The sequence below is a fragment of the Microcoleus sp. MON2_D5 genome (genome assembly GCF_036701905.1).
GTDB lineage: Bacteria > Cyanobacteriota > Cyanobacteriia > Cyanobacteriales > Microcoleaceae > Microcoleus.
On sequence record NZ_JAUBRM010000103.1, the window covers coordinates 1 to 19,099 of the forward strand.

General features: G+C 45.2%; 13 protein-coding genes and 1 pseudogene. 10 read left to right on the forward strand and 4 right to left on the reverse strand.

From position 1 onward, the window contains the following. Positions 1 to 190: 190 nt before the first annotated feature. Together QUA47_RS26360 and QUA47_RS26365 are read right to left on the reverse strand one after the other, a co-directional pair. Entirely contained in the window at positions 191 to 1,954 is a 1,764-nt protein-coding gene (locus QUA47_RS26360) for a macro domain-containing protein (protein ID WP_333432934.1), read from the reverse strand. A 219-nt stretch (positions 1,955 to 2,173) separates the two neighbouring features. Next, positions 2,174 to 3,112, reverse strand: coding sequence for a serine hydrolase (locus QUA47_RS26365; RefSeq protein WP_333432935.1), 939 nt, complete (start codon positions 3,110 to 3,112; stop codon positions 2,174 to 2,176). Positions 3,113 to 3,207: 95 nt separating this feature from the next. Between QUA47_RS26365 and QUA47_RS26370 the strand changes: the two genes are divergently transcribed. After that, a complete protein-coding gene (locus tag QUA47_RS26370; protein ID WP_333432936.1) occupies positions 3,208 to 3,939 on the forward strand; it encodes a C40 family peptidase in 732 nt (243 codons plus the stop codon). An 87-nt stretch (positions 3,940 to 4,026) separates the two neighbouring features. Continuing rightward, on the forward strand, positions 4,027 to 5,031 hold the full coding sequence (locus QUA47_RS26375) for a glycosyltransferase family 2 protein (protein WP_333288544.1): 1,005 nt from the start codon (positions 4,027 to 4,029) through the stop codon (positions 5,029 to 5,031). A 170-nt stretch (positions 5,032 to 5,201) separates the two neighbouring features. Here QUA47_RS26375 and QUA47_RS26380 read toward each other — a convergent pair whose 3' ends face one another. Continuing rightward, a complete protein-coding gene (locus tag QUA47_RS26380; protein ID WP_333432937.1) occupies positions 5,202 to 5,939 on the reverse strand; it encodes a calcium-binding protein in 738 nt (245 codons plus the stop codon). A gap of 227 nt (positions 5,940 to 6,166) precedes the next feature. Beyond that, on the reverse strand, positions 6,167 to 7,336 hold the full coding sequence (locus tag QUA47_RS26385) for an IscS subfamily cysteine desulfurase (protein WP_333432938.1): 1,170 nt from the start codon (positions 7,334 to 7,336) through the stop codon (positions 6,167 to 6,169). A gap of 96 nt (positions 7,337 to 7,432) precedes the next feature. Between QUA47_RS26385 and QUA47_RS26390 the strand changes: the two genes are divergently transcribed. From QUA47_RS26390 to QUA47_RS26425, 8 genes and pseudogenes are all read left to right on the forward strand, one after another. Further along, positions 7,433 to 8,101 (forward strand): hypothetical protein, encoded by a 669-nt coding sequence (locus tag QUA47_RS26390; protein ID WP_333432939.1) that lies wholly within the window; start codon positions 7,433 to 7,435, stop codon positions 8,099 to 8,101. A gap of 192 nt (positions 8,102 to 8,293) precedes the next feature. Then, on the forward strand, positions 8,294 to 9,616 hold the full coding sequence (locus QUA47_RS26395; protein ID WP_333288525.1) for a four-carbon acid sugar kinase family protein: 1,323 nt from the start codon (positions 8,294 to 8,296) through the stop codon (positions 9,614 to 9,616). Between the two features lie 425 nt (positions 9,617 to 10,041). Then, positions 10,042 to 11,193: a circadian clock protein LdpA gene (gene ldpA / locus QUA47_RS26400; RefSeq protein ID WP_333432940.1), complete on the forward strand. Its 1,152-nt coding sequence runs from the start codon at positions 10,042 to 10,044 to the stop codon at positions 11,191 to 11,193. 129 nt (positions 11,194 to 11,322) lie between these two features. Further along, the gene (locus QUA47_RS26405) at positions 11,323 to 13,089 is read left to right on the forward strand and encodes a R3H domain-containing nucleic acid-binding protein (RefSeq protein ID WP_333432941.1); all 1,767 of its coding nucleotides are present in this window, start codon (positions 11,323 to 11,325) and stop codon (positions 13,087 to 13,089) included. Between the two features lie 389 nt (positions 13,090 to 13,478). Then, positions 13,479 to 15,146 carry a CheR family methyltransferase gene (locus tag QUA47_RS26410; protein ID WP_333432942.1) on the forward strand — a complete coding sequence of 556 codons (1,668 nt, stop codon included), beginning with the start codon at positions 13,479 to 13,481 and terminating at the stop codon, positions 15,144 to 15,146. A 3-nt stretch (positions 15,147 to 15,149) separates the two neighbouring features. Further along, positions 15,150 to 16,280, forward strand: coding sequence for a chemotaxis protein CheW (locus QUA47_RS26415; protein ID WP_333432943.1), 1,131 nt, complete (start codon positions 15,150 to 15,152; stop codon positions 16,278 to 16,280). A gap of 253 nt (positions 16,281 to 16,533) precedes the next feature. Continuing rightward, positions 16,534 to 18,000 (forward strand): methyl-accepting chemotaxis protein, encoded by a 1,467-nt coding sequence (locus tag QUA47_RS26420; RefSeq protein ID WP_333432944.1) that lies wholly within the window; start codon positions 16,534 to 16,536, stop codon positions 17,998 to 18,000. Between the two features lie 506 nt (positions 18,001 to 18,506). Beyond that, positions 18,507 to 18,806: pseudogene (locus QUA47_RS26425) on the forward strand (methyl-accepting chemotaxis protein); the annotation flags it as partial. Positions 18,807 to 19,099 lie beyond the last annotated feature (293 nt).

The window sequence follows — 19,099 nt, forward strand, 5'->3', positions numbered from 1 at the left end:
CTAAAAGCGGCAGATTGCTAATCTGTTAAGGGTGTTAACATCCTTCGAGGGTTCAAATCCCTCCCTCTCCGTTCTAAGTTGTTCTAAATAAGCCCAGCTAAAAAAATAGAAGACCTAGAGCCCCGACTTCTCGAAGAAGTCGGGGCTCTAAAAGCGAGATCGTTTTACCTTAGTTTTGTTACTAAAACCATTACAAACCAGAAATTTTCAAGAATTCATTTTGGAAGCAACGATGAGTATCTGAATCGAAACAAACAAAAAGAATAGACCCGATCGCACTAGATCTTGAAAGAAAGCGACTGGTTTGTGCAAAAGCAATTGCTGCTGCACGCTCGCCTGGAAAACCCATTGCTCCCGTTCCCATAGCTGGAAAAGCAATACTCCGCAGTGAATGCTGTAAAGCTAATTCCAAACAACGGTGGTAACATTGTGCTAAGACCTGTTCCTCTCCATGAGAGCCACCGCGCCAAGGTGGACAAACTGCATGAATCACCCACGGTGTCGGCAAATTATAGCCAGGAGTAATTTTCGCCTCCCCTTCCTCACAACTACCTATACGGCGACATTCTTCTAGAAGTTCTGGTCCAGCAGCTTGGTGAATTGCGCTGGATATGGCACCAGAGTTGGATAGGTCGCGATCGCAGGAATTAACGATCGCATCTACTCCTAAATCTTCAGTAATATTCCCCAAGATCGGGCCTTTGCGATAGGCGTATAAAAGGCTGACATGACCGCTACTGCGAGTCCTACTACGGCTGTAGCTTTGCTGAGTGGACATTTTACGATATTTAACGTATTGCCGCTCCTGAAGTTGTTCTTCTAAGTCGGCGAGTGCTTCCGCTTCTGGCGCACTCATCGGCAGATCGGGATTATTGAGTAACTGCTGCTTTGTCTGCTGCAATAGTTGGCTGGCGCGATCGTAATCTCCTCCATCTACCAGTCTGACGGCTTCTTGTTTGGCGCGTCCTGTCATCATTAAAATCGCTTGCTGTCGTACCTCAGAGTTGAAGGGAAATTCCTCTAATTGTGCAGCACTGACGACGGGTAAGCGCAAGGAAACGCGGATTTTTTGCTCCTGTGGTTGTTCGGGGTCGTTCCAACTGACGCGAAAATAACATAAGTCTACTTCCTCTGTCATCGCTGGCACTTTCAGCCGCACGACTACATCAAGTGGATTACTAATTACTAAATTAGGTAAGCGAAACCGACCATTTGGGGTGACATCTAGCTGATTGAGTACCTCAACCAATTCTACTCCAGCTTGTGGCTCAATTCCCAAGGTGACATTTGTGCCAACTGTCGCCATTAAGCCCAGTAATTCTTGTTGAAAGATACTTGGCAATTGTTCGGGAGATTGAATGTAATAATAATTGCCATCCCCACTCCGCGCCATTGCTTCTAGCAAGTCTTCGTTGTAATCCTGACCAATTCCCATTGTGGTAGTGCTGACGCCTCGTTTGGTTAAACCTTTTACATCGGAGGCAATTACATCGGAATTTGTTTCACCGATATTGGCTAGTCCATCTGATAAAAGAATGACTCGATTTAAGTGTTCGGGATTGAGGTGTTGGCTAACTTGAATTCCTCCTTGTTCCCATCCGGCGTGCAGTGCCGTACTGTTTCTGGCACTAATTTTTTTAATTTCCTGCAAAAGGTGGGATTTATGAGTAGCAAGGGTGCTAGGGACTAGGGTTTCTATCTGGTCATCGTAAATCGTGATACTAACGCGATCGCTTGGTAACAACTGTTCGATTGCGTAACTAGCTGCTTGCCGTGCGTATTCAATTTTTTGTCCGGCCATAGAACCAGAGCGATCGATTACTAAACCTAAATTAAGCTGCGGTCGCTCAATTGTTTTTTCCGGTGCTGGGGGCGTAATTCTGACTAAAACATCTAGAGTCGTTGAGCGTTCGGAACAAACGGCAGCACGTAGGGGGATAAGCTGTATGTCCATATTTGGCCTCTTTTAGAGCTCGACTATTTAAATGATACAGTAGAGTCGAGGTGAATAGAGTACGCTTTAGTCCCAAGCACTTACGAACGTGTTTTACAAACTGCTGCCACTGTACTCCATAAACCTGCACCCTGCTGTATCTTTAAGCTCCTAATTGGCGGCTGGCATAAGAGCAGGCTCCACAAAAATTTTAAGTTGGGTCAATTTACAAGTTAAAGTTTAATTAAGCACTTTCATCGCTTCGACAAATTGCCGCGATATAAATGGCAAAATCTCTTCATTCTTGCTATTCTCTTTCCCCTCGGTAAATACAACCAACAAATACGGCCGCAAGCCCGATATTTCAATATAAGCAGCATCGTGACGAACTTGGCTTGTCAGTCCCGCTTTTGACCACAATTTTGCTGATTCTGGCAATCCCCCGCCTAAAAAACCTGTAACTTGATTTTCTGGATCTGCCTCTAATTCTGCTGGGTCTAAACTGCGTTTCATTAAACCCATCATTTCTTGCGATGCTTGGGCAGAAACAGCTACGCCGCCGATTATACTGTGCAGCAAACGCGCCGCTGCATTTGTGGTCAGCATATTTCTATTTTCCATTAATTCTCCCAGAAATGCTCGCTCGCGACCGTAGGGGCCGTCACACCAGGTTTTTTGATTGGCGTTAATATTTTGTAATTCTGGCCAATCCAATGATTGAAAGTAACGGTTGACGATGTTTCGCTGCTGTTTCCAAGTTTCAAAGGGCGCGGGTGATAATTCTGGGCCGCTGGTGGTGCCGGTGAGGGCATCTACTACTAAACTTGTGGCGTCGTTGCTGGAATCAACTATCATATCTCGGACGGCGCGTTCTAATTCTGGCGATGTTTTAATCATGCCTTTTTGCGCCCATTCCCAGATGGCAACGAGGTAGAATAATTTGACGATGCTGGCGGGATAAATTCGTTCGGAAGCTCTAGCGCTAAAACCTCGGGGTTGATATTTCCAAAATTCTTCTGGACTCAGGGCGCCGCCTGTATTGACTCGCACCGGCGGATCGTAGACTATCCAGGTAATGGCTGTACGATCGCCACTTAATCCTGTAAATTCTGACAATGCGGAGTCTATAATGCTACTGCCGAGAGTTTCTAATTGTTCGTCTTGGTGAAAAAATGTCATGGTTAATGGCTGACGCTTAACGGTTAAAGGCTAGCAGCTAATGGCAATCTATCGTTAAATGCGAACAATTAACAGCAAACAATGAGCAATTAGCAATGGCCAATTATCAATTATCTGATGTTGTGGAGTACCGAACCCGATCGCACATAAATATTTACGATTCCCCAAAGTGCGATCGATTGGCCACTCAAGCAGCGCTGGGGCGACATTTGCGAGTAGTTGACCCCCCCCAGCTTATGAAGGAGGGGAGAAATGGCATAGACTCGGTTGTTGAGGGGGATACAACGGCTGTGATGGTGCGGCTGTGCGAAGATGATTATCCGGGATGGCTGGATATTCGAGATGTTGAGTTGCTCGATCCGACAGAAACAGTGTATCATCCTCTGGTGCTTTCTGAGGCAGAAATCAAGGAAAAATTACCAAGAGTAATTACTTTTGCTCGTGAGGCGATGAACCAATCCAATTATTATCTTTGGGGCGGTACAGTCGGGCCGAATTATGATTGTTCGGGCTTGATGCAAGCGGCTTTTGTGGCTGCAGGCATCTGGTTGCCGAGGGATGCTTATCAGCAGGAAGCTTTTACTAAACCTGTTAGTATTAGTGCTTTAGAACCGGGGAATTTAGTATTTTTTGGTACGCCCGAAAAAGCAACTCACGTAGGATTGTATCTCGGAGATAATCGCTACATTCACAGTTCTGGAAAAGCACAAGGTCGCAACGGTATCGGTATCGATGTTTTGTCGGATGATGGCGATCTAGTCAGTCAAGCTTATTACCAGCAATTGCGGGGATATGGTAAAGTTGTGGCAAGTTATCAACCTAGTTAGTTGTTGACGGTTGACGGTTGACTGTTGACTGTTGACTAATGACTAATGACTAATGACCAATGATTACTGATGTTATCGAAGAAATAAATGGACGCTGCATTATTTTTGGAAAAATTGGCTGCACAGCAGGCTGGCGCTGAGGTTGTTCTCGACGTTTCAGTGGTAGTGCCGGTGTATAATGAGGTGGAAAGTTTGCCTCATTTGATTGAGGCGATCGCCTCTTCTATCCAACCATCTGGACTCAGCTATCAAATTATTTGTGTAGATGACGGTTCTAAGGACGGTTCTGCTGAACTTCTGCAGCAGTTAGCCAGCACTCGCGATGACCTTTGTGCTGTAATTTTGCGCCGCAATTACGGGCAAACTGCTGCCATGTCGGCAGGTTTCGATCGCGCTCGCGGCCGTGCTATTGTTACCCTTGACGGCGATTTGCAAAATGACCCGGCTGATATTCCGCTATTGTTGTCAAAGTTAAATGAAGGCTACGATTTAGTTAGCGGCTGGCGGAAAAATAGGCAAGACAATACTATTAGCCGGTTGATTCCTTCTAAAATTGCTAACTGGTTAATTGGTCGCGTTACAGGCGTAACTTTGCATGACTACGGCTGTTCTTTGAAAGCTTATAAATCCGAGTTGGTAGCAGACTTGAATCTGTACGGGGAATTGCACCGCTTTTTGCCTGCTTTGGCGTTTATTGAAGGGGCGAGAATTGCAGAACTACCTGTGCGACACCACGCCCGCCGTTTCGGTCAAAGTAAGTACGGAATTTGGCGGACTTTTCGCGTGTTGATGGATTTGTTAACTATTTCTTTTATGAAAAAGTTCCTGACTCGACCGATGCACGTTTTTGGACTTTTGGGACTGAGTTCTATGACGTTAGGAACGGTTTTAGGAATTTATTTGACTTTTCTGAAATTGGCTTTTGGTCAAAGTATTGGGAATCGTCCTTTGCTGATTTTGGCTGTGGTTTTGCTGTTAACTGGCGTGCAGTTATTTTGTTTTGGTTTGCTGGCGGAAGTGATGATGCGGACTTATCACGAGTCGCAGGGAAAACCGATTTATCGGGTGCGCGAGGTGTTTGGTTCTAAGTAAAGACTTTGAGCGCGTGGTTATGTAAATTTAACCTGGAGAATGAAACAGTTCTGTCGGCTAGGGGGGTTTTCAAGAGTATTTACCAAATTGATATGCTCCCTTGCTTTCTTGGTATTTTTCTGGAGATTTAGCACAGTAAGTACGGAATATTGGAAGATTTACGGAGTAAATTAGATAGAGAGAAAATCATCTTTTTTCAAACTGGACACAGTAAGAAGGCTTTTTCCAGGTACAGTTTTTGTAATAATAGCTAACAGTTCACTGCTGTTTCGCAAACTAATTACTAAGTTACTGCCTCTATCTGCTATACTTAATTCCTCAAACGATAAACCATTGGCTAATCCAACTTTATCTTCTCCATCGACAAAATCCATAATATTGGTAGAATTTCCTGGCTGTCCAAAATTTTCAATAACGAAGATATCTTTTCCACCACTCCTAAGACCAGCAGTCGTTAGATCATCACCATAAACTAGATTTTGACCCCTGCCACCTACAAGAAAATCATCACCATCACTTCCTAAACTATAGTCATCCCCCTTACCACCAAAAAGAGTATCATTTCCCCGATATCCCAACAGCCTATCATTATCTGAATCGCCATATAAAATGTCATTTTTATCGTATCCGCTTAACATATCATTCCCTTTTCCTCCATAAAAAATGCCAACGTTTCCATCATTTCCGCTAATCCTATCATTTCCTTCGCCACAAAAGATGGTTATAGTAGTAGTTACAGCGCCTACAGCGGCAGCTTGACCACCACCTATAAGATTATTTCCTCCTAATAGGTAAATAACGGCAGGAGTGGTCACTTTACCCCATTGAGCACCATCATCTCCAGGTGTACCAAAAAAAGTGCCGCCCCCCTCAATAATGTACCCTGGCAAGTTAATAGTTTTAGACATAATTAGTTCCTATCTACTTCGTAAATCATGGTAACTTAATTTCAAGGCAACACTCACTGTCCGTGTTGTAATTTCTTTTCGGGTTGACTCGTCGCTATTTGAAGGTACGTCAAACTCTCGATTAACCATGTCTCCTGTTTTTCTACCCACACGAGGCAGAGCCTCTGGATCTCGGTTCCCAGGCTCAGCCTGGGAACCAGTTAAAACTCAAAACTCAAAACTACTTTCTAACTCATTACTTTTTGAGCTTGTCGGAGAGATTGAATAGTTGCGATCGCGTGTTCGGCGACTGCATCTATTTCTGCTTCGGTATTGAACCGGCCAATACCAAACCGAATTGAAGCATAAGCTAATTTGTCCGATCGCCCGATCGCTGCTAAAACATGAGATGGCGATATTTTTGCGGAAGTGCAAGCAGATCCCGAAGAAACTGCCGCCGCCGGTTGCAAACCCAACATCAACGCTTGACCGTCAACCCCCCCTACACTAATATTGAGATTCCCCGGCAATCTCTTAGTAGCGTGACCGTTGAGAAAAACATCGCCCAATTCACTCAAGTTTTCCCACAAACGCTGCCGCAAATTAACCACTCGTTCTGTTTCAGACGGCATTTCTGCAATTGCCAATTCTACTGCTTTGGCAAACCCAACTATTTGCGGTGGGTAGAGAGTGCCCGATCGCATTCCCCGTTCGTGGCCTCCTCCGTGCATCTGCGGCGCTAGCTGCACTCTCGGTTTGTTGCGGCGCACGTAGAGAGCACCGATCCCTTTTGGCCCGTAGATTTTGTGGGCTGTCAAGGACATTAGATCGATATTCATCTCCTCTACGTCGAGGGGAATTTTGCCGATCGCCTGTGCCGCATCTGTGTGGAAAAGAATGTCATTTCCGCGACAAATTGCAGCAATTTCTGCGATCGGCTGGATGACGCCAATTTCGTTGTTAGCCGTCATCACTGAAACTAAAATTGTCTCGGCGCGAATCGCTTTGATCAAATCGCCTATATCAATCAGCCCGTCGCTTTTCACCGGTAAAACAGTAATGTCAAACCCCAATTTTTGCAAATAGGTACAGGGGTCGAGAATTGCATTGTGTTCGGTTTTTACTGTGATAATGTGCTTTCCTTTACTGAAATAAGCTTCGGCGATGCCTTTAATCGCTAAGTTATTTGCTTCGCTGGCGCCGCTGGTAAAAACAATTTCTTCTGGGGAGGCGTTGATCGCTTCGGCTATGATTTGTCGTGACTGTTTTACCGCTGCTTCTGCTTCCCAGCCGTAGACGTGGTTGATGCTGGCTGCGTTGCCGAACTGTTCGGTGAAATACGGCATCATCGCATCAAGTACCCGTGGATCTACGGGGGTTGTGGCGTGATTGTCGAGGTATATAGGACGTGCGGACATAGTGCAGGGTTGGGTGAAAAAAGTGTTAGGTTTATTGTAGACGAGCCCCTTGTTCTACAACAAAACTTTATAATTAACATATATTTGTAAAGATTTATGCGAGCTGACATTCAGGGATTAGAAATTACTCTCGGTGAGCTCAAGCACCTCACCGGCGCGGGGCCCGATCGCGTATACCGGCCGGCGACAGCGACTAAGTTTGCCCGCGAAGCTTTGAAAACAGTCGGTTTAATTGTTTTGGTTCTCATCAGTTGTTGGCTGCTGGTTGCGATATTTCCTAGAGCTTATTTGTTGTGGTTCGCCCTTCACTTCGCTGCGATAGTTGGTTTAATCTTTGAGGATGCCTGGAAAATTCGGTGCAGCCAGCAAAACCAACATTTAATCAATCTTTTTGATGATGTGGAGCGCTATAATGGTATAATCAAAGCGATTGAAATTAATGACAAGATAGAAGATGCTGGCAATGCGAAAGTCAAAATCGGCGATCGCGCACAAGTAATTCAAGCTTTGCAGCTAATCAGAGACGATTTAGTTCGAGCTTTGAAAACTGAAAGAATTCTTAGGGAAAACAAAAAATTTGTCGCTACTAACTCCGAATTGTTTACCAATAACTTAAAAAATTTGAATGCCCTGCAAATTAGCGATCGAGCCAGCGAACAAGGACGATTGCTCAACGAAGCTTTGCAGGTAGCCGTCGGAGTTCAAGCTGAAATGAAAAAGTTGCAAGAGCGAAACGATGCTAGTTTTAAAAATGGCAAAACTTAGTAGCGTACACGGCTGCGTGCGCCTCTTACCCAGTAGCAATATGCAGCTTGCTGAACCGCTCTAACTCAAACACATTCTCCAAATTATAAGTTATGAGAATTGTGAAAAAAATATCATAACTATTGTAAATTTTTTCCTGTTACGTAACAGCTAAGGATATCTTAGAAAGGTGACGTTAACAACCAGGTCAGTATGTCTTCTGTTAAACCCAAGATTATAGTTCTCGACGACGATCCGACTGGTTCTCAAACCGTGCACAGTTGCTTGCTGCTGACACGTTGGGACGAAGACACCCTGCGTTTGGGGCTGCGGGACAAGTGCCCGATTTTCTTCATACTGACAAATACTCGATCGCTAACTCCCGAAAAAGCAGCCTCCGTCACCCGCGAAGTGTGCCAAAATCTAAAAAGGGCGATCGCCAGCGAAAAAATCGAAGACTTCCTAATAGTTAGCCGTTCCGATTCTACCCTGCGCGGCCACTATCCCATCGAAACCGACGCGATCGCCGAAGAACTTGGCCCCTTCGACGCCCATTTTCTAATTCCCGCCTTTTTTGAAGGAGGGAGAATGACCCGCCACAGCGTGCACTACCTAATAGTTAATAGCGTCCCGACACCAGTACATCAAACGGAATTTGCCAAAGATTCAGTCTTCGGCTACAGTCACAGTTACCTGCCAGACTATGTAGAAGAAAAAACCAAAGGTCGCATCCCCGCTGATGCAGTCGATCGCATTTTACTCGGAGACATTCGCTACGGAAGTTTAGATCGACTGATGGACATGACAGACAACCAATGTGCGGTTGTTGACGGCCAAAGCCAAGGCGATTTAGACACATTTGCCAAACACATTCTCCATGCAGTCAGTCAAGGCAAAAAGTTTTTATTCCGCAGTGCAGCAAGTATTTTAACATCCTTAGCTGACCTCGGCCCGCAGCCAGTAGCAGCCGAGGAAATGGCAAAATACGTGAGGGAGGGCAAACCCGGTGCAGTAATAGTTGGTTCCCACGTTAAGAAAACTACTGAACAATTGGAACGCTTGTTAAAAGAACCCAATATAGTTAGCATTGAAATAGATGTATCTCAGTTGGTAGAAGATTCACCAGAGTATCGCACCCAAATGCTCGATGAAATTCTCGAAAAAGTCCGCACTGCTCATGCAGATGGCAAAACGCCTGTAATTTATACCAGCCGCAAGGAACTCGAATTTGAAAATACCGAAGTCCGGTTAAAATTTGGAGAGGCGGTTTCTGCTTTATTGATGGATATCGTGCGGGGACTGCCTGCAGATATCGGGTTTTTAATTAGCAAGGGCGGCATTACTTCTAATGATGTTTTGAGTACAGGTTTATCGCTGAAAAGTGTCAGGCAAATCGGTCAAATTATTGCCGGTTGTTCGGTGGTGAAAACCGATGCAGATCATCCTCTGTTTCCCAATTTGCCAGTTGTTTTGTTTCCGGGAAATGTGGGGGATAGCCATGCTTTGGCTACGGTTTACAAGCGGCTGAGCAAGTAGTATAGCTCGACCAATCGCAGATTAACCCAGATGAATTTAGCTTCGAGTCAGGGAGGAGAATGTTCATCTGCGGTTGGTCGATGGGTTTCAATGCTCGATCGAACTTTATGGCAACTGCCACTGCACGGTCACTTCAAAAAAATCTCTAGTTTACTTTTTTCTTGCCAAATCGACCCAAGTATGATAGGATAGAGAGTCTGTCCGTCACTAAAGGCGATCGGCAAAGTTGAAAATCGCCTCATCGTTAGGCACTCTCAAAAAAATTAGATTTCTCAAAAATAGTTACCTCCGAACTCTACATATAGGGCCAACAGCACCAGAGCTACTGCTATCAGTAGCGTTTCCAGCTCGTATCAGCCTAAATTTTAAAATTAAGTAGAAATTTCCACATAGTAATTTTCAGCTCAAAGGATTAGCATATAAGGGTGACAGAACATTATCATCCCCTAAACTCATTAAAAGATGGCCATTGGTTCAAGCTGATCTGTGGGGCGAGCTTTCAACACCTGCCTGCTGTACGGAATCTCACCTTGGCTTACACTTTAGCAGGCGCTGACTGTATCGATGTCGCGGCAGATCCCGCCGCCGTCGCTGCAGCGAAAGAAGCCCTACAAGTGGCCAGCGAATTACAGGCAAGAACTCAAAACCGCAGGTTTGGCGGCAAAGGGTTGCCGTTGCTGATGGTGAGTTTAAACGATGGGGAAGACCCGCATTTTCGCAAAGCCGAATTCAACCCAGCCGATTGTCCGGCGGACTGCTGGCGGCCTTGCGAAAAAATATGTCCAGCCGAAGCAATAGTTTTTCAGAGTGCTGGCAGTGGTTTTTCCGGGGTGATAGACCAGCAATGCTATGGCTGCGGTCGCTGTCTGCCGATTTGTCCGAGCCAACTGATTTACACTCGTTCTTACGTGTCTGCTCCCGCCGCGATCGCACCTTTAATCTTGCAATCCGGTGCCGACGCCCTAGAAATCCACACGCAAGTAGGCAGAGAGGCAGATTTTGCGCGACTTTGGTCGAGTATAGCTCCCTGGGTCGGTCAACTCAAGGTAATAGCAATTAGTTGCCCCGATGGAGACGGTTTGATTGATTATTTGCGGACACTCTATCAAATAATTTCCCCCCTTCCTTGTCCCCTAATTTGGCAAACCGACGGTAGGCCAATGAGCGGAGATATCGGAACAGGAACTACCAGAGCCGCGGTCAAACTCGGTCAAAAAGTTTTGGCGGCCCAGTTGCCGGGATACGTGCAACTGGCAGGCGGCACTAATGCTCACACTGTCAGCAAACTGAGAGCCGACGGACTGATGAAGGATGGCGGGAAAAATTTGTCAGTTCCCCCTGTCCCATACATTGCAGGTGTAGCTTACGGCAGCTATGCCAGGGTTTTGCTATCGCCAATTTTAGAACAATTAGAAACAATGCAGACCGATCGAGCCTATGCCGTTCCGGTGGCAGTGGCGCGGCCAGGAGCCGGAGTTCAAACATCTCGGCTACCTCAGCTCGAAGCCGTCCCAGAACTTCTCTCGGAGGCCGTGAGTTTAGCTTGTTCTCTAGTTTCCCAGCTCAAAGAAATTTAGTCATTAGTCAGAAGTCATTAGTCATTAGTCATTAGTTACAAGTAAAAAACAACTGGCAACTGGCAACTGACAACTGACAACTGACAACTGACTAAAAAGTTGAAAACGTCACCGAACACATCGAGGCGAATGCAGATTACAGACGACCTCAACAGATTATTAGACATCGTGCCAGATGAGATCCGGCAGCCCTTAGAGCAGCACCCGCAGCGCAACAATCTCATTGAGATTGTCATGGATTTGGGCCGCCAACCAGAAGCTCGTTTTCCATCCTTGGCCGAACCTCTTTCCCAAACGCCGGTTTCCAAGGCACACCTCAACTATTGCATCGAGCGAGTCGGCCACTTCGGTGGCGACAACCGAGCCGGTATCGAGCAAACCCTGCACCGAATTAGCGCCATACGCAACCGCAGCGGCGAGATTATCGGCTTGACTTTGAGGGTGGGCCGCGCTGTGTTCGGGACGATAGGCATTATCCGCGATTTAGTGGAAACCGGTCAGTCAATTTTGATGCTCGGCCGCCCCGGAGTCGGCAAAACCACGGCCCTGCGGGAAATTGCCCGCGTGCTCGCCGATGACTTGGAAAAACGGGTGGTAATCATCGACACCTCCAACGAAATTGCCGGAGATGGAGATATTCCCCACCCAGCGATCGGCAGAGCTCGCAGAATGCAAGTTTCCCGTCCCGAACTCCAGCACCAAGTCATGATCGAAGCAGTGGAAAACCATATGCCGCAAGTGATCGTGATTGACGAAATCGGTACGGAACTCGAAGCTTTGGCGGCTCGGACGATCGCCGAAAGGGGCGTGCAGTTGGTCGGTACCGCCCACGGGAACCGGATCGAAAACTTGATGAAAAACCCGACTCTGGCAGATTTAATTGGGGGCATCCAAGCGGTGACGCTGGGAGATGACGAAGCAAGACGGCGCGGTTCTCAAAAGACGGTTTTGGAGCGCAAAGCACCGCCAACTTTTGAAATTGCCATCGAAATGCTCGAACGCGAGCGCTGGGTAATCCACGAGCGAGTTGCAGAGGCGATCGACACTTTGCTGCGGGGACGCGAACCGCACCAGCAAATCAGAAGCGTCAGCGAGAGTGGAGAAGTAATTATCGAGCGCGACTCGCCCGCTCCCCCCGCCCGGTTTCCGGGGATCGCAGCTTCCAGCGGCCCGGCTGCGGTATCGGCAATGCGGCCCGTCACACCGATCTCAGGGTGGCGGAGTGCTGGCAAAATGGTGCCGATGCCCGCTCCCAGCGAGAACTTCGCTGCTAAAAGCGCGCCGGTTTCTGAGACTCGGTATTTCGAGCAACTGCTCGAAGAATCCCTGTCCGTCGAGCCGGTACCTAATGCCGGACGTTTTTCCCAGAATGTCGGCCCTAACGGCGAAGATTTGCCCCTCCACGTTTATCCTTACGGCATAGCTCGCCACCAGCTCGAACAGGTGATTTCGACCCTGAACCTGCCGGTACTGCTGACAAAGGATATTGAGAGCGCTGACGTGGTTTTGGCTTTGCGATCGAACGTTCGGAACCAGTCGAAATTGAGGCACTTGGCCAAAACTCGCCAAGTTCCCCTGCACACAATTAAGGCCGGCACTATTCCCCACGTAGCGAGAGCTTTGCGGCGCCTGTTGGACATGGATGACCCGGGTACCCCGGAAGTGGCAGACCTCGCCTTATTCGCCCGCAGCGGTTCTTCTGACGAGCTCGAAGCTTTGGAAGAAACGCGCTTAGCAGTCGAGCAAATTGTCATTCCGAAGGGACAGCCGGTGGAACTCCTGCCTCGTTCTCCCAACGTCCGCAAAATGCAGCACGAACTTGTGGAACACTATCACCTGAAATCCCACAGTTTTGGGGAAGAACCCAATCGCCGCTTGCGGATATATCCAGCTTAAAGTTGGAGGTTGAGGGCTTTGAAGGCAGAAGGTAGAAGGCAGAAGGGAGAATTTTTTCCTGGCTTGTGTCTTTTACCTTTTGCCTTTTTCCTTTAAGTAGCTGGCAACTTTCTGATATGATGTTTTGTGACACTGTTCTTGTTAATGCGATCGGCTAAATTCCCGATTTCTAATTCCAAATTCCCCAATTTCCAATTACCAATTCTTCGACTACACGAGCTTACAAGTTCCCCAATTCTCAATACTTCAGCTACGCGCTTCCCTTCGGCTCCCTTCGGCTTTGCGAACGGACGAGCCGCGGGCGATCGGCTATCCTCAGCACAAACTCAGCACCAGCTCAGTAAAAGTTGCCATTTCCCAAATTATTAAATGAATCTACCTGAGTTGACATGAATGATTCCATAATTCAGCTATTTATTAACTTAATTACTACTGAAATTGGTGTGCGAATTAGGTTCCAAGAGCGAGATGGTTTGTGTCATAAAATTATGACTAGAATGAGAGAAAAAAACATCGCAGAACCAGAAAAATATTATAAACTTTTAACCGCCAAAACTTTTGAAAGTAAATATGAATGGGCAGAATTAATAGTGCTCTTAACAATAAGTGAAAGTTATTTTATGCGAGATCAAGGACAGTTTGATCTGTTGAAAAAAGTAATTTTTCCTGAATTGATAGAGCAGAAAAGAAACTTGCACAAGACCTTCGGAATGCAGCCGACACTGCGAATCTGGAGTGCGGGCTGCTCCACCGGTGAAGAACCTTATTCTTTAGCTATTGTTTTAAAACAGTTGATTCCCGATTGGGAACAATGGAAAATATTAATTTTAGGTACAGATATCAATGAAAAAGTAATTAAAAAAGCGCCCCAGGGAGTTTACAGTCATTGGTCGTTTCGCCTGGTTGAACCGCAGATACAAAAGCAGTATTTTCATCAGAGGCAAAATGATTGGCAAATTAATCAAGAATTGCGCCAAAGTGTAACCTTTAGCTGTGTAAATTTAATCACAGATGAGTTTCCTAATATTTACCACAATATTTATAACATAGACTTAATTTTGTGTAGAAACGTTTTTGTGTATTTTGAACATAAGTATATTTCACTGGTACTGAAAAAATTTTCCAATACCCTGAGACCTGGAGGATATTTAATGACCGGTCACGCTGAAGTTTACGGTCAAATTATGAACGAGTTTCAACCCAAGATTTTTCCGGAGTCGGTGGTTTATCAGCGTCGGGATGCAGTAGCGGAGGAAGGCTGTCAAATAGAGTCTAGGGTTGCGACGGTAGGGGAAGCCAACTCGGCATTTTGGGAATTCCCCAAACCAGATACTGTGGGGGATGATAGTGGGGAGTTGCTAACAGGAAAAACGAGGCTACCTAGTGTTACTAACAGCAATTTTCCAGAGAGGCCGCCCGTATTAACAATAAGTAATCCGCTGGGGAAGATACTGCGCTCTCGCTATCGGGAGGACGGATTGGGGAACAATGCCGTGTCAGTTACACAAAAAATAATAGCAGAAAATACTCAAAATAAAACGCCTCAAATGCTAATTTTAGAGGCTAAACAATTATTTAAAAATCAAGATTATGCTGAGGCAATCAACAAGGCACAAGAGTCAATAGACTTGCAGGGGCATAATTTTGATGCTTATTTTTTAATCGCTCAAGTTCAGGCAAATGCCGGCAATTATTCTCAGGCAATAGAATACTGTAATCGAGCTAGAAAAGTAGATCCTGGCTCAGTATTTACTGATTATTTACAAGCTCACATTGCTGAAGAACAGGGGCAATTGGAAACAGCAAAAGTTTTATTAAAAAGGACTATTTATATGTGTCCATCTTTTGTTTCAGCTTATATAGAACTAGGGAATATATACAATAAAGAAGGTCAAGTAAAAAGAGCGATTAAAATGTACAATTCATCTTGTGAAATCCTGAAAGCACTACCGCAACACACTCCCATAGATTCACAGGGGAAAATGACAGCTAATCAAGTGCTGGTGGATGTTAAAAAAAAGTTGTTAAGATTATACAGTAAAGAAACTGTACACTAAAATATGGACACTAAACCGTATCTTATCTTTGAACAGAACGGTTTTCTCTGCGGTATAGAAGCCTGTTATGTTCGGGAAATTTTCTTTCTGCCGGAGTTGACAGCAATTGCAGAAGCACCTGAAGATATTGTTGGGGCGATCGACCTTCGGGGCGAAATTCTGCCCGTGATGGATCTGAATCTGCGCTTTGGATACGCTGGGCAGGAGTATGCTGTGACAGATAGTACGATCGTCATCGAGTGGCAAGAATTGAAAGTCGGCATAATTGTCAATCAAGTTCGCGAAGTTAAGGAACTCTCAGAAGATGCCATCACTTCGCAGTTATCTTACGGGCGAGACAATTCAGAAGCCTCTCATCATTTTGTAGCTGGATTTGCCCGCTGCGAAGCCGATATTATCATGCTGCTAAATCTCGATCACTTAATTCGATATTCTCCCGAAAAGTCAGAGAAAAGCGGGCCTGTTTCTCCAAGCAATGCAGGTAATCAACAAACAGCAGGTGAGTCGGATACGGAAAGTTTACAGTGGCAAATAAATGCCAACTTGTTAGGCAAAAATCCTCAAATTTTGAGCAATCGTCACGTTTTTCGCCCGCAGGCTACCCCGGAAGAAAAAGCAATTTTTCAATCGCGGACTAATAATTTGAGGCGGCGAGGCGAGGGGGAAAATGATGCTGCAATTAATATGTCCCTGGCGGTGTTTGTTTTGAATGGTGAATACTTTGGTATTCCTTTGGATGTAGTGCGCGAATTTACTGATATTAACCAAGTAACTCCGGTTCCTTGCACTCCCGATCGCATAGTGGGGAATATGAATTTACGGGGAGAAATTTTGACGCTAATTGATATTCGCAGTGTTTTAAATATGTCTTTAAATATGTCGGAGGCTGCAAATTATCTGTCTAAGGCGATCGTTGTTGAAGTGGCGGATTTGGTCGCTGGTATAGTTGTTGACGAAATATTAGATATTATATACTTAAATGTGTCGGAAATGGCGGCTGTTCCGGCAGCACTGCATTCTGCTAACCGCGAATATCTACGGGGGACAGCTATTTACGGAGAAAAAATGATGGCTATTCTGAACTTGCAAAAACTGCTCACAAAAGGAGGAGTAGTTGTTGATGAAGAGGTTTGAATCAAGAACAAGACTTACGCAAACCATATGTTTCATGAGTCAAGTGAACCATCGGGCTTGATACTTCATTTCCTTCGCAATCCCGATCCAACGCAGAGATCGGGACTGGTAACGAGCGGGACTCAGCCTGAGAGGATTATCTTGAAATGCGTCCAGGACTAAAGAAGTTAGTTATACCAAATCTGCTTTTCAAGCGCTATTTGACAAAGGAACCTAATTCGTGTAGGCACTTGCTTAAATCAAGGAGAAAAATATGTTTGCTAAAATAAACCACTTAAACATTAGAAACAAGATGCTGTTCGGATATCTAGCACCAGCCGCTATATACTTAGGGTTTCCCGTATTAGTTATTGCTACTACAAATCAGGTGTTTAAAACTTTACAAGAAACGGAAAGGGTACAGCAGGTAGTCGAGGAAATAAGTAATATATCGCTAGGTGGGGAGCAAATGGTAGGGGGGCTGCGCGGGTATTTAATTAATAATAAAAATCAGCAGTTTTTAAAGGATTTTCAAGCAGGTGCAGAGTTGGCTCGTCAGTCGGCGAATAATATAGAGAATACAGTTAAAGATCCAGAACAGAGAACCCGTTTGCAAAGGATGCGAGAGCTACTCAATCAATATTATGATGCTTGTAATGAAGACATTGTTCGCTTACTGCAGCAAAATCAGACAGCGAAAGCTATGGCTGTATTTAATACAGGGAAGTACACAAATTTTATGAATGATTTTTTAAAAGTGAACGGGGAATTTCGGGAAACAGAATTAAGTATCTTTAAGCAAAAAACGAAAATGACGAAGGAAGCTTTAACCTTTTTGGTATCGACGCTGCTGGTTGGTTCGGTGCTGTTAGTGGTGTTTGGTGCGGGCATAGCTTGGCTGATTTCGTCAGGAATTGCCCAAACTATCGATCGGGCAATTAGCTCGATCGCCTCTTCTTCCACTGAGATTGCAGCCACCGTGGAACAACAGGAACGTATGGCAAGTCAGCAAGCAGCTTCAGTAAATCAAACTACTACTACAATGGACGAATTGGGAGCCTCTTCCAGGGCGACATCACAGCAGATCGAAACCGCCGTGGCTCAAGCAATGCAAGCCTTGAATTTAGCTGGAGGTGGCACAAAAGCTGTAGAACAAACTTTAGAAGCAATGGCAACTTTGAAAACTAAAGTTCAGGATATCCAAGGACAAATTATAGAGTTGAGCGAGCAAACAGATCACATTGGTAATATCTCAACTGTAGTTAGCGATTTGGCGAATCAGACTAATATGTTAGCACTCAATGCTGCTGTTGAAGCAGTCCGGGCCGGGGAACACGGCAAGGGGTTTGGTGTGGTGGCGTCAGAAATTCGCAAACTTGCAGATCGCAGTAAAAAATCAGGATCACAAATTAATCTATTAGTTGCGGATATTCAAAGGGCAATTAACTCAACGGTAATGGCGACAGACGAAGGGACTAAAACTGTGGAATCGGGCGTGAATATTGCCTCAGAAACTGCAGCAGCATTTGCAGGAGTTGCCAATGCCATTAACAATGTGGTTTTGAGTTCTCAGCAAATTTCGCTGAATGCCCAACAGCAATCGCTCGCGATCGAACAGGTAGTGCAAGCTATGAACTCCCTCAATCAAGCCGCAGCCCAAACCGCTTGCGGTATCAGTCAAACTAAAGTCGGCACTCAAAAATTGAATGAAGCTGCCTTAGATTTGAAAGCAGTTTTGTAGGAGAGCGATGAATTATGAGTAGTTCCCCAAAAAGACCAAATATATCCTTAAAAATTAAAGCAATTACTTTGGCGATTTGTCGCGGTACAATTCCAGCGATATTAACGGGAGTAATAAATTTTATATTAGCAAATCATAACCTAATCTCCTATCGTTTTCGGTTGCATCGGAATGATACCGACGACACGGCAGTGCCGTGTCCCTACCCCGATCAATTGTAGGGGCACGGCACTGCGGCGTCCTGACTGTGGGTAATATTAATTCCGATGTTACCTGAGTTGATATCCAATCTGCACTGTAGTTAGTTGTGATTTGTGAGTTATTATTTGGGAGTTGTTTTTTTTTATTTACTACCCATTCTCCATTCCCTATACTTCTGCTACGCACGCTTACAAGTTCCCTATTGTCTATACTTAGACTATGGGAGCGTACAAGTTACCAGTAACCAATTCCCAGTAACCAATGATTAACCATTTTTTCCAAAAAATGCAGCCTCGACCAGAGCCGGGGAGTACGGTAAAGGTTTTGGGGTGGTAGCAAGCAAAATTCGTAAGTTAGCAGATGAAAGCCAACAAGCAGCCCAAAAGATTAATGGTATTATTCCAGAAATTAAGGGCGCGATCGACTCGACGGTGAAAGCAACTGAAGATAGTCGCAAAACGGTTGCAGCAGGGGTGAAAATAGCACAAGATACGGCAGCAGCTTTTATGGGTGTGAGGGAAGCTTGCAATCTTGTGTTTGCTAGCAACCAGCAAATTTATTTTAATGTTAAGCTAAGCAGCAGGCCATCGCGATTCAGCAAGTAGGTGATGCGATGATTTCAATGAAGGAATGTGCGTCTCAAACTGTCAGCGGCATTACTCAAGTTACAATCGGTACTCAACAACTCACAGAAGCTGCATTTAATCTTAAAGAAGTAGTGTAGTCATTAGTCATTAGTCATTAGCAATCGACTGAGTATGCAACATAATTATCATTCCCAATTACCAGTGAGTCCGGCTCAATTACCTATTAGTCGAAAACATATAGCAATTCCATTTGAGATGTAAATATGAATTTCTATGGTAAAATAGGAAAGTTTGATAATAAATGAAAGGGG

Bases quoted from the DNA above. Each gene is read 5' to 3' on its own strand.
- QUA47_RS26360 (WP_333432934.1), bottom strand. From the start codon at position 1,954: ATGGACATACAGCTTATCCCCCTACGTGCTGCCGTTTGTTCCGAACGC.
- QUA47_RS26365 (WP_333432935.1), bottom strand. From the start codon at position 3,112: ATGACATTTTTTCACCAAGACGAACAATTAGAAACTCTCGGCAGTAGC.
- QUA47_RS26370 (WP_333432936.1), top strand. From the start codon at position 3,208: ATGGCCAATTATCAATTATCTGATGTTGTGGAGTACCGAACCCGATCG.
- QUA47_RS26375 (WP_333288544.1), top strand. From the start codon at position 4,027: ATGGACGCTGCATTATTTTTGGAAAAATTGGCTGCACAGCAGGCTGGC.
- QUA47_RS26380 (WP_333432937.1), bottom strand. From the start codon at position 5,939: ATGTCTAAAACTATTAACTTGCCAGGGTACATTATTGAGGGGGGCGGC.
- QUA47_RS26385 (WP_333432938.1), bottom strand. From the start codon at position 7,336: ATGTCCGCACGTCCTATATACCTCGACAATCACGCCACAACCCCCGTA.
- QUA47_RS26390 (WP_333432939.1), top strand. From the start codon at position 7,433: ATGCGAGCTGACATTCAGGGATTAGAAATTACTCTCGGTGAGCTCAAG.
- QUA47_RS26395 (WP_333288525.1), top strand. From the start codon at position 8,294: ATGTCTTCTGTTAAACCCAAGATTATAGTTCTCGACGACGATCCGACT.
- QUA47_RS26405 (WP_333432941.1), top strand. From the start codon at position 11,323: ATGCAGATTACAGACGACCTCAACAGATTATTAGACATCGTGCCAGAT.
- QUA47_RS26410 (WP_333432942.1), top strand. From the start codon at position 13,479: ATGAATGATTCCATAATTCAGCTATTTATTAACTTAATTACTACTGAA.
- QUA47_RS26415 (WP_333432943.1), top strand. From the start codon at position 15,150: ATGGACACTAAACCGTATCTTATCTTTGAACAGAACGGTTTTCTCTGC.
- QUA47_RS26420 (WP_333432944.1), top strand. From the start codon at position 16,534: ATGTTTGCTAAAATAAACCACTTAAACATTAGAAACAAGATGCTGTTC.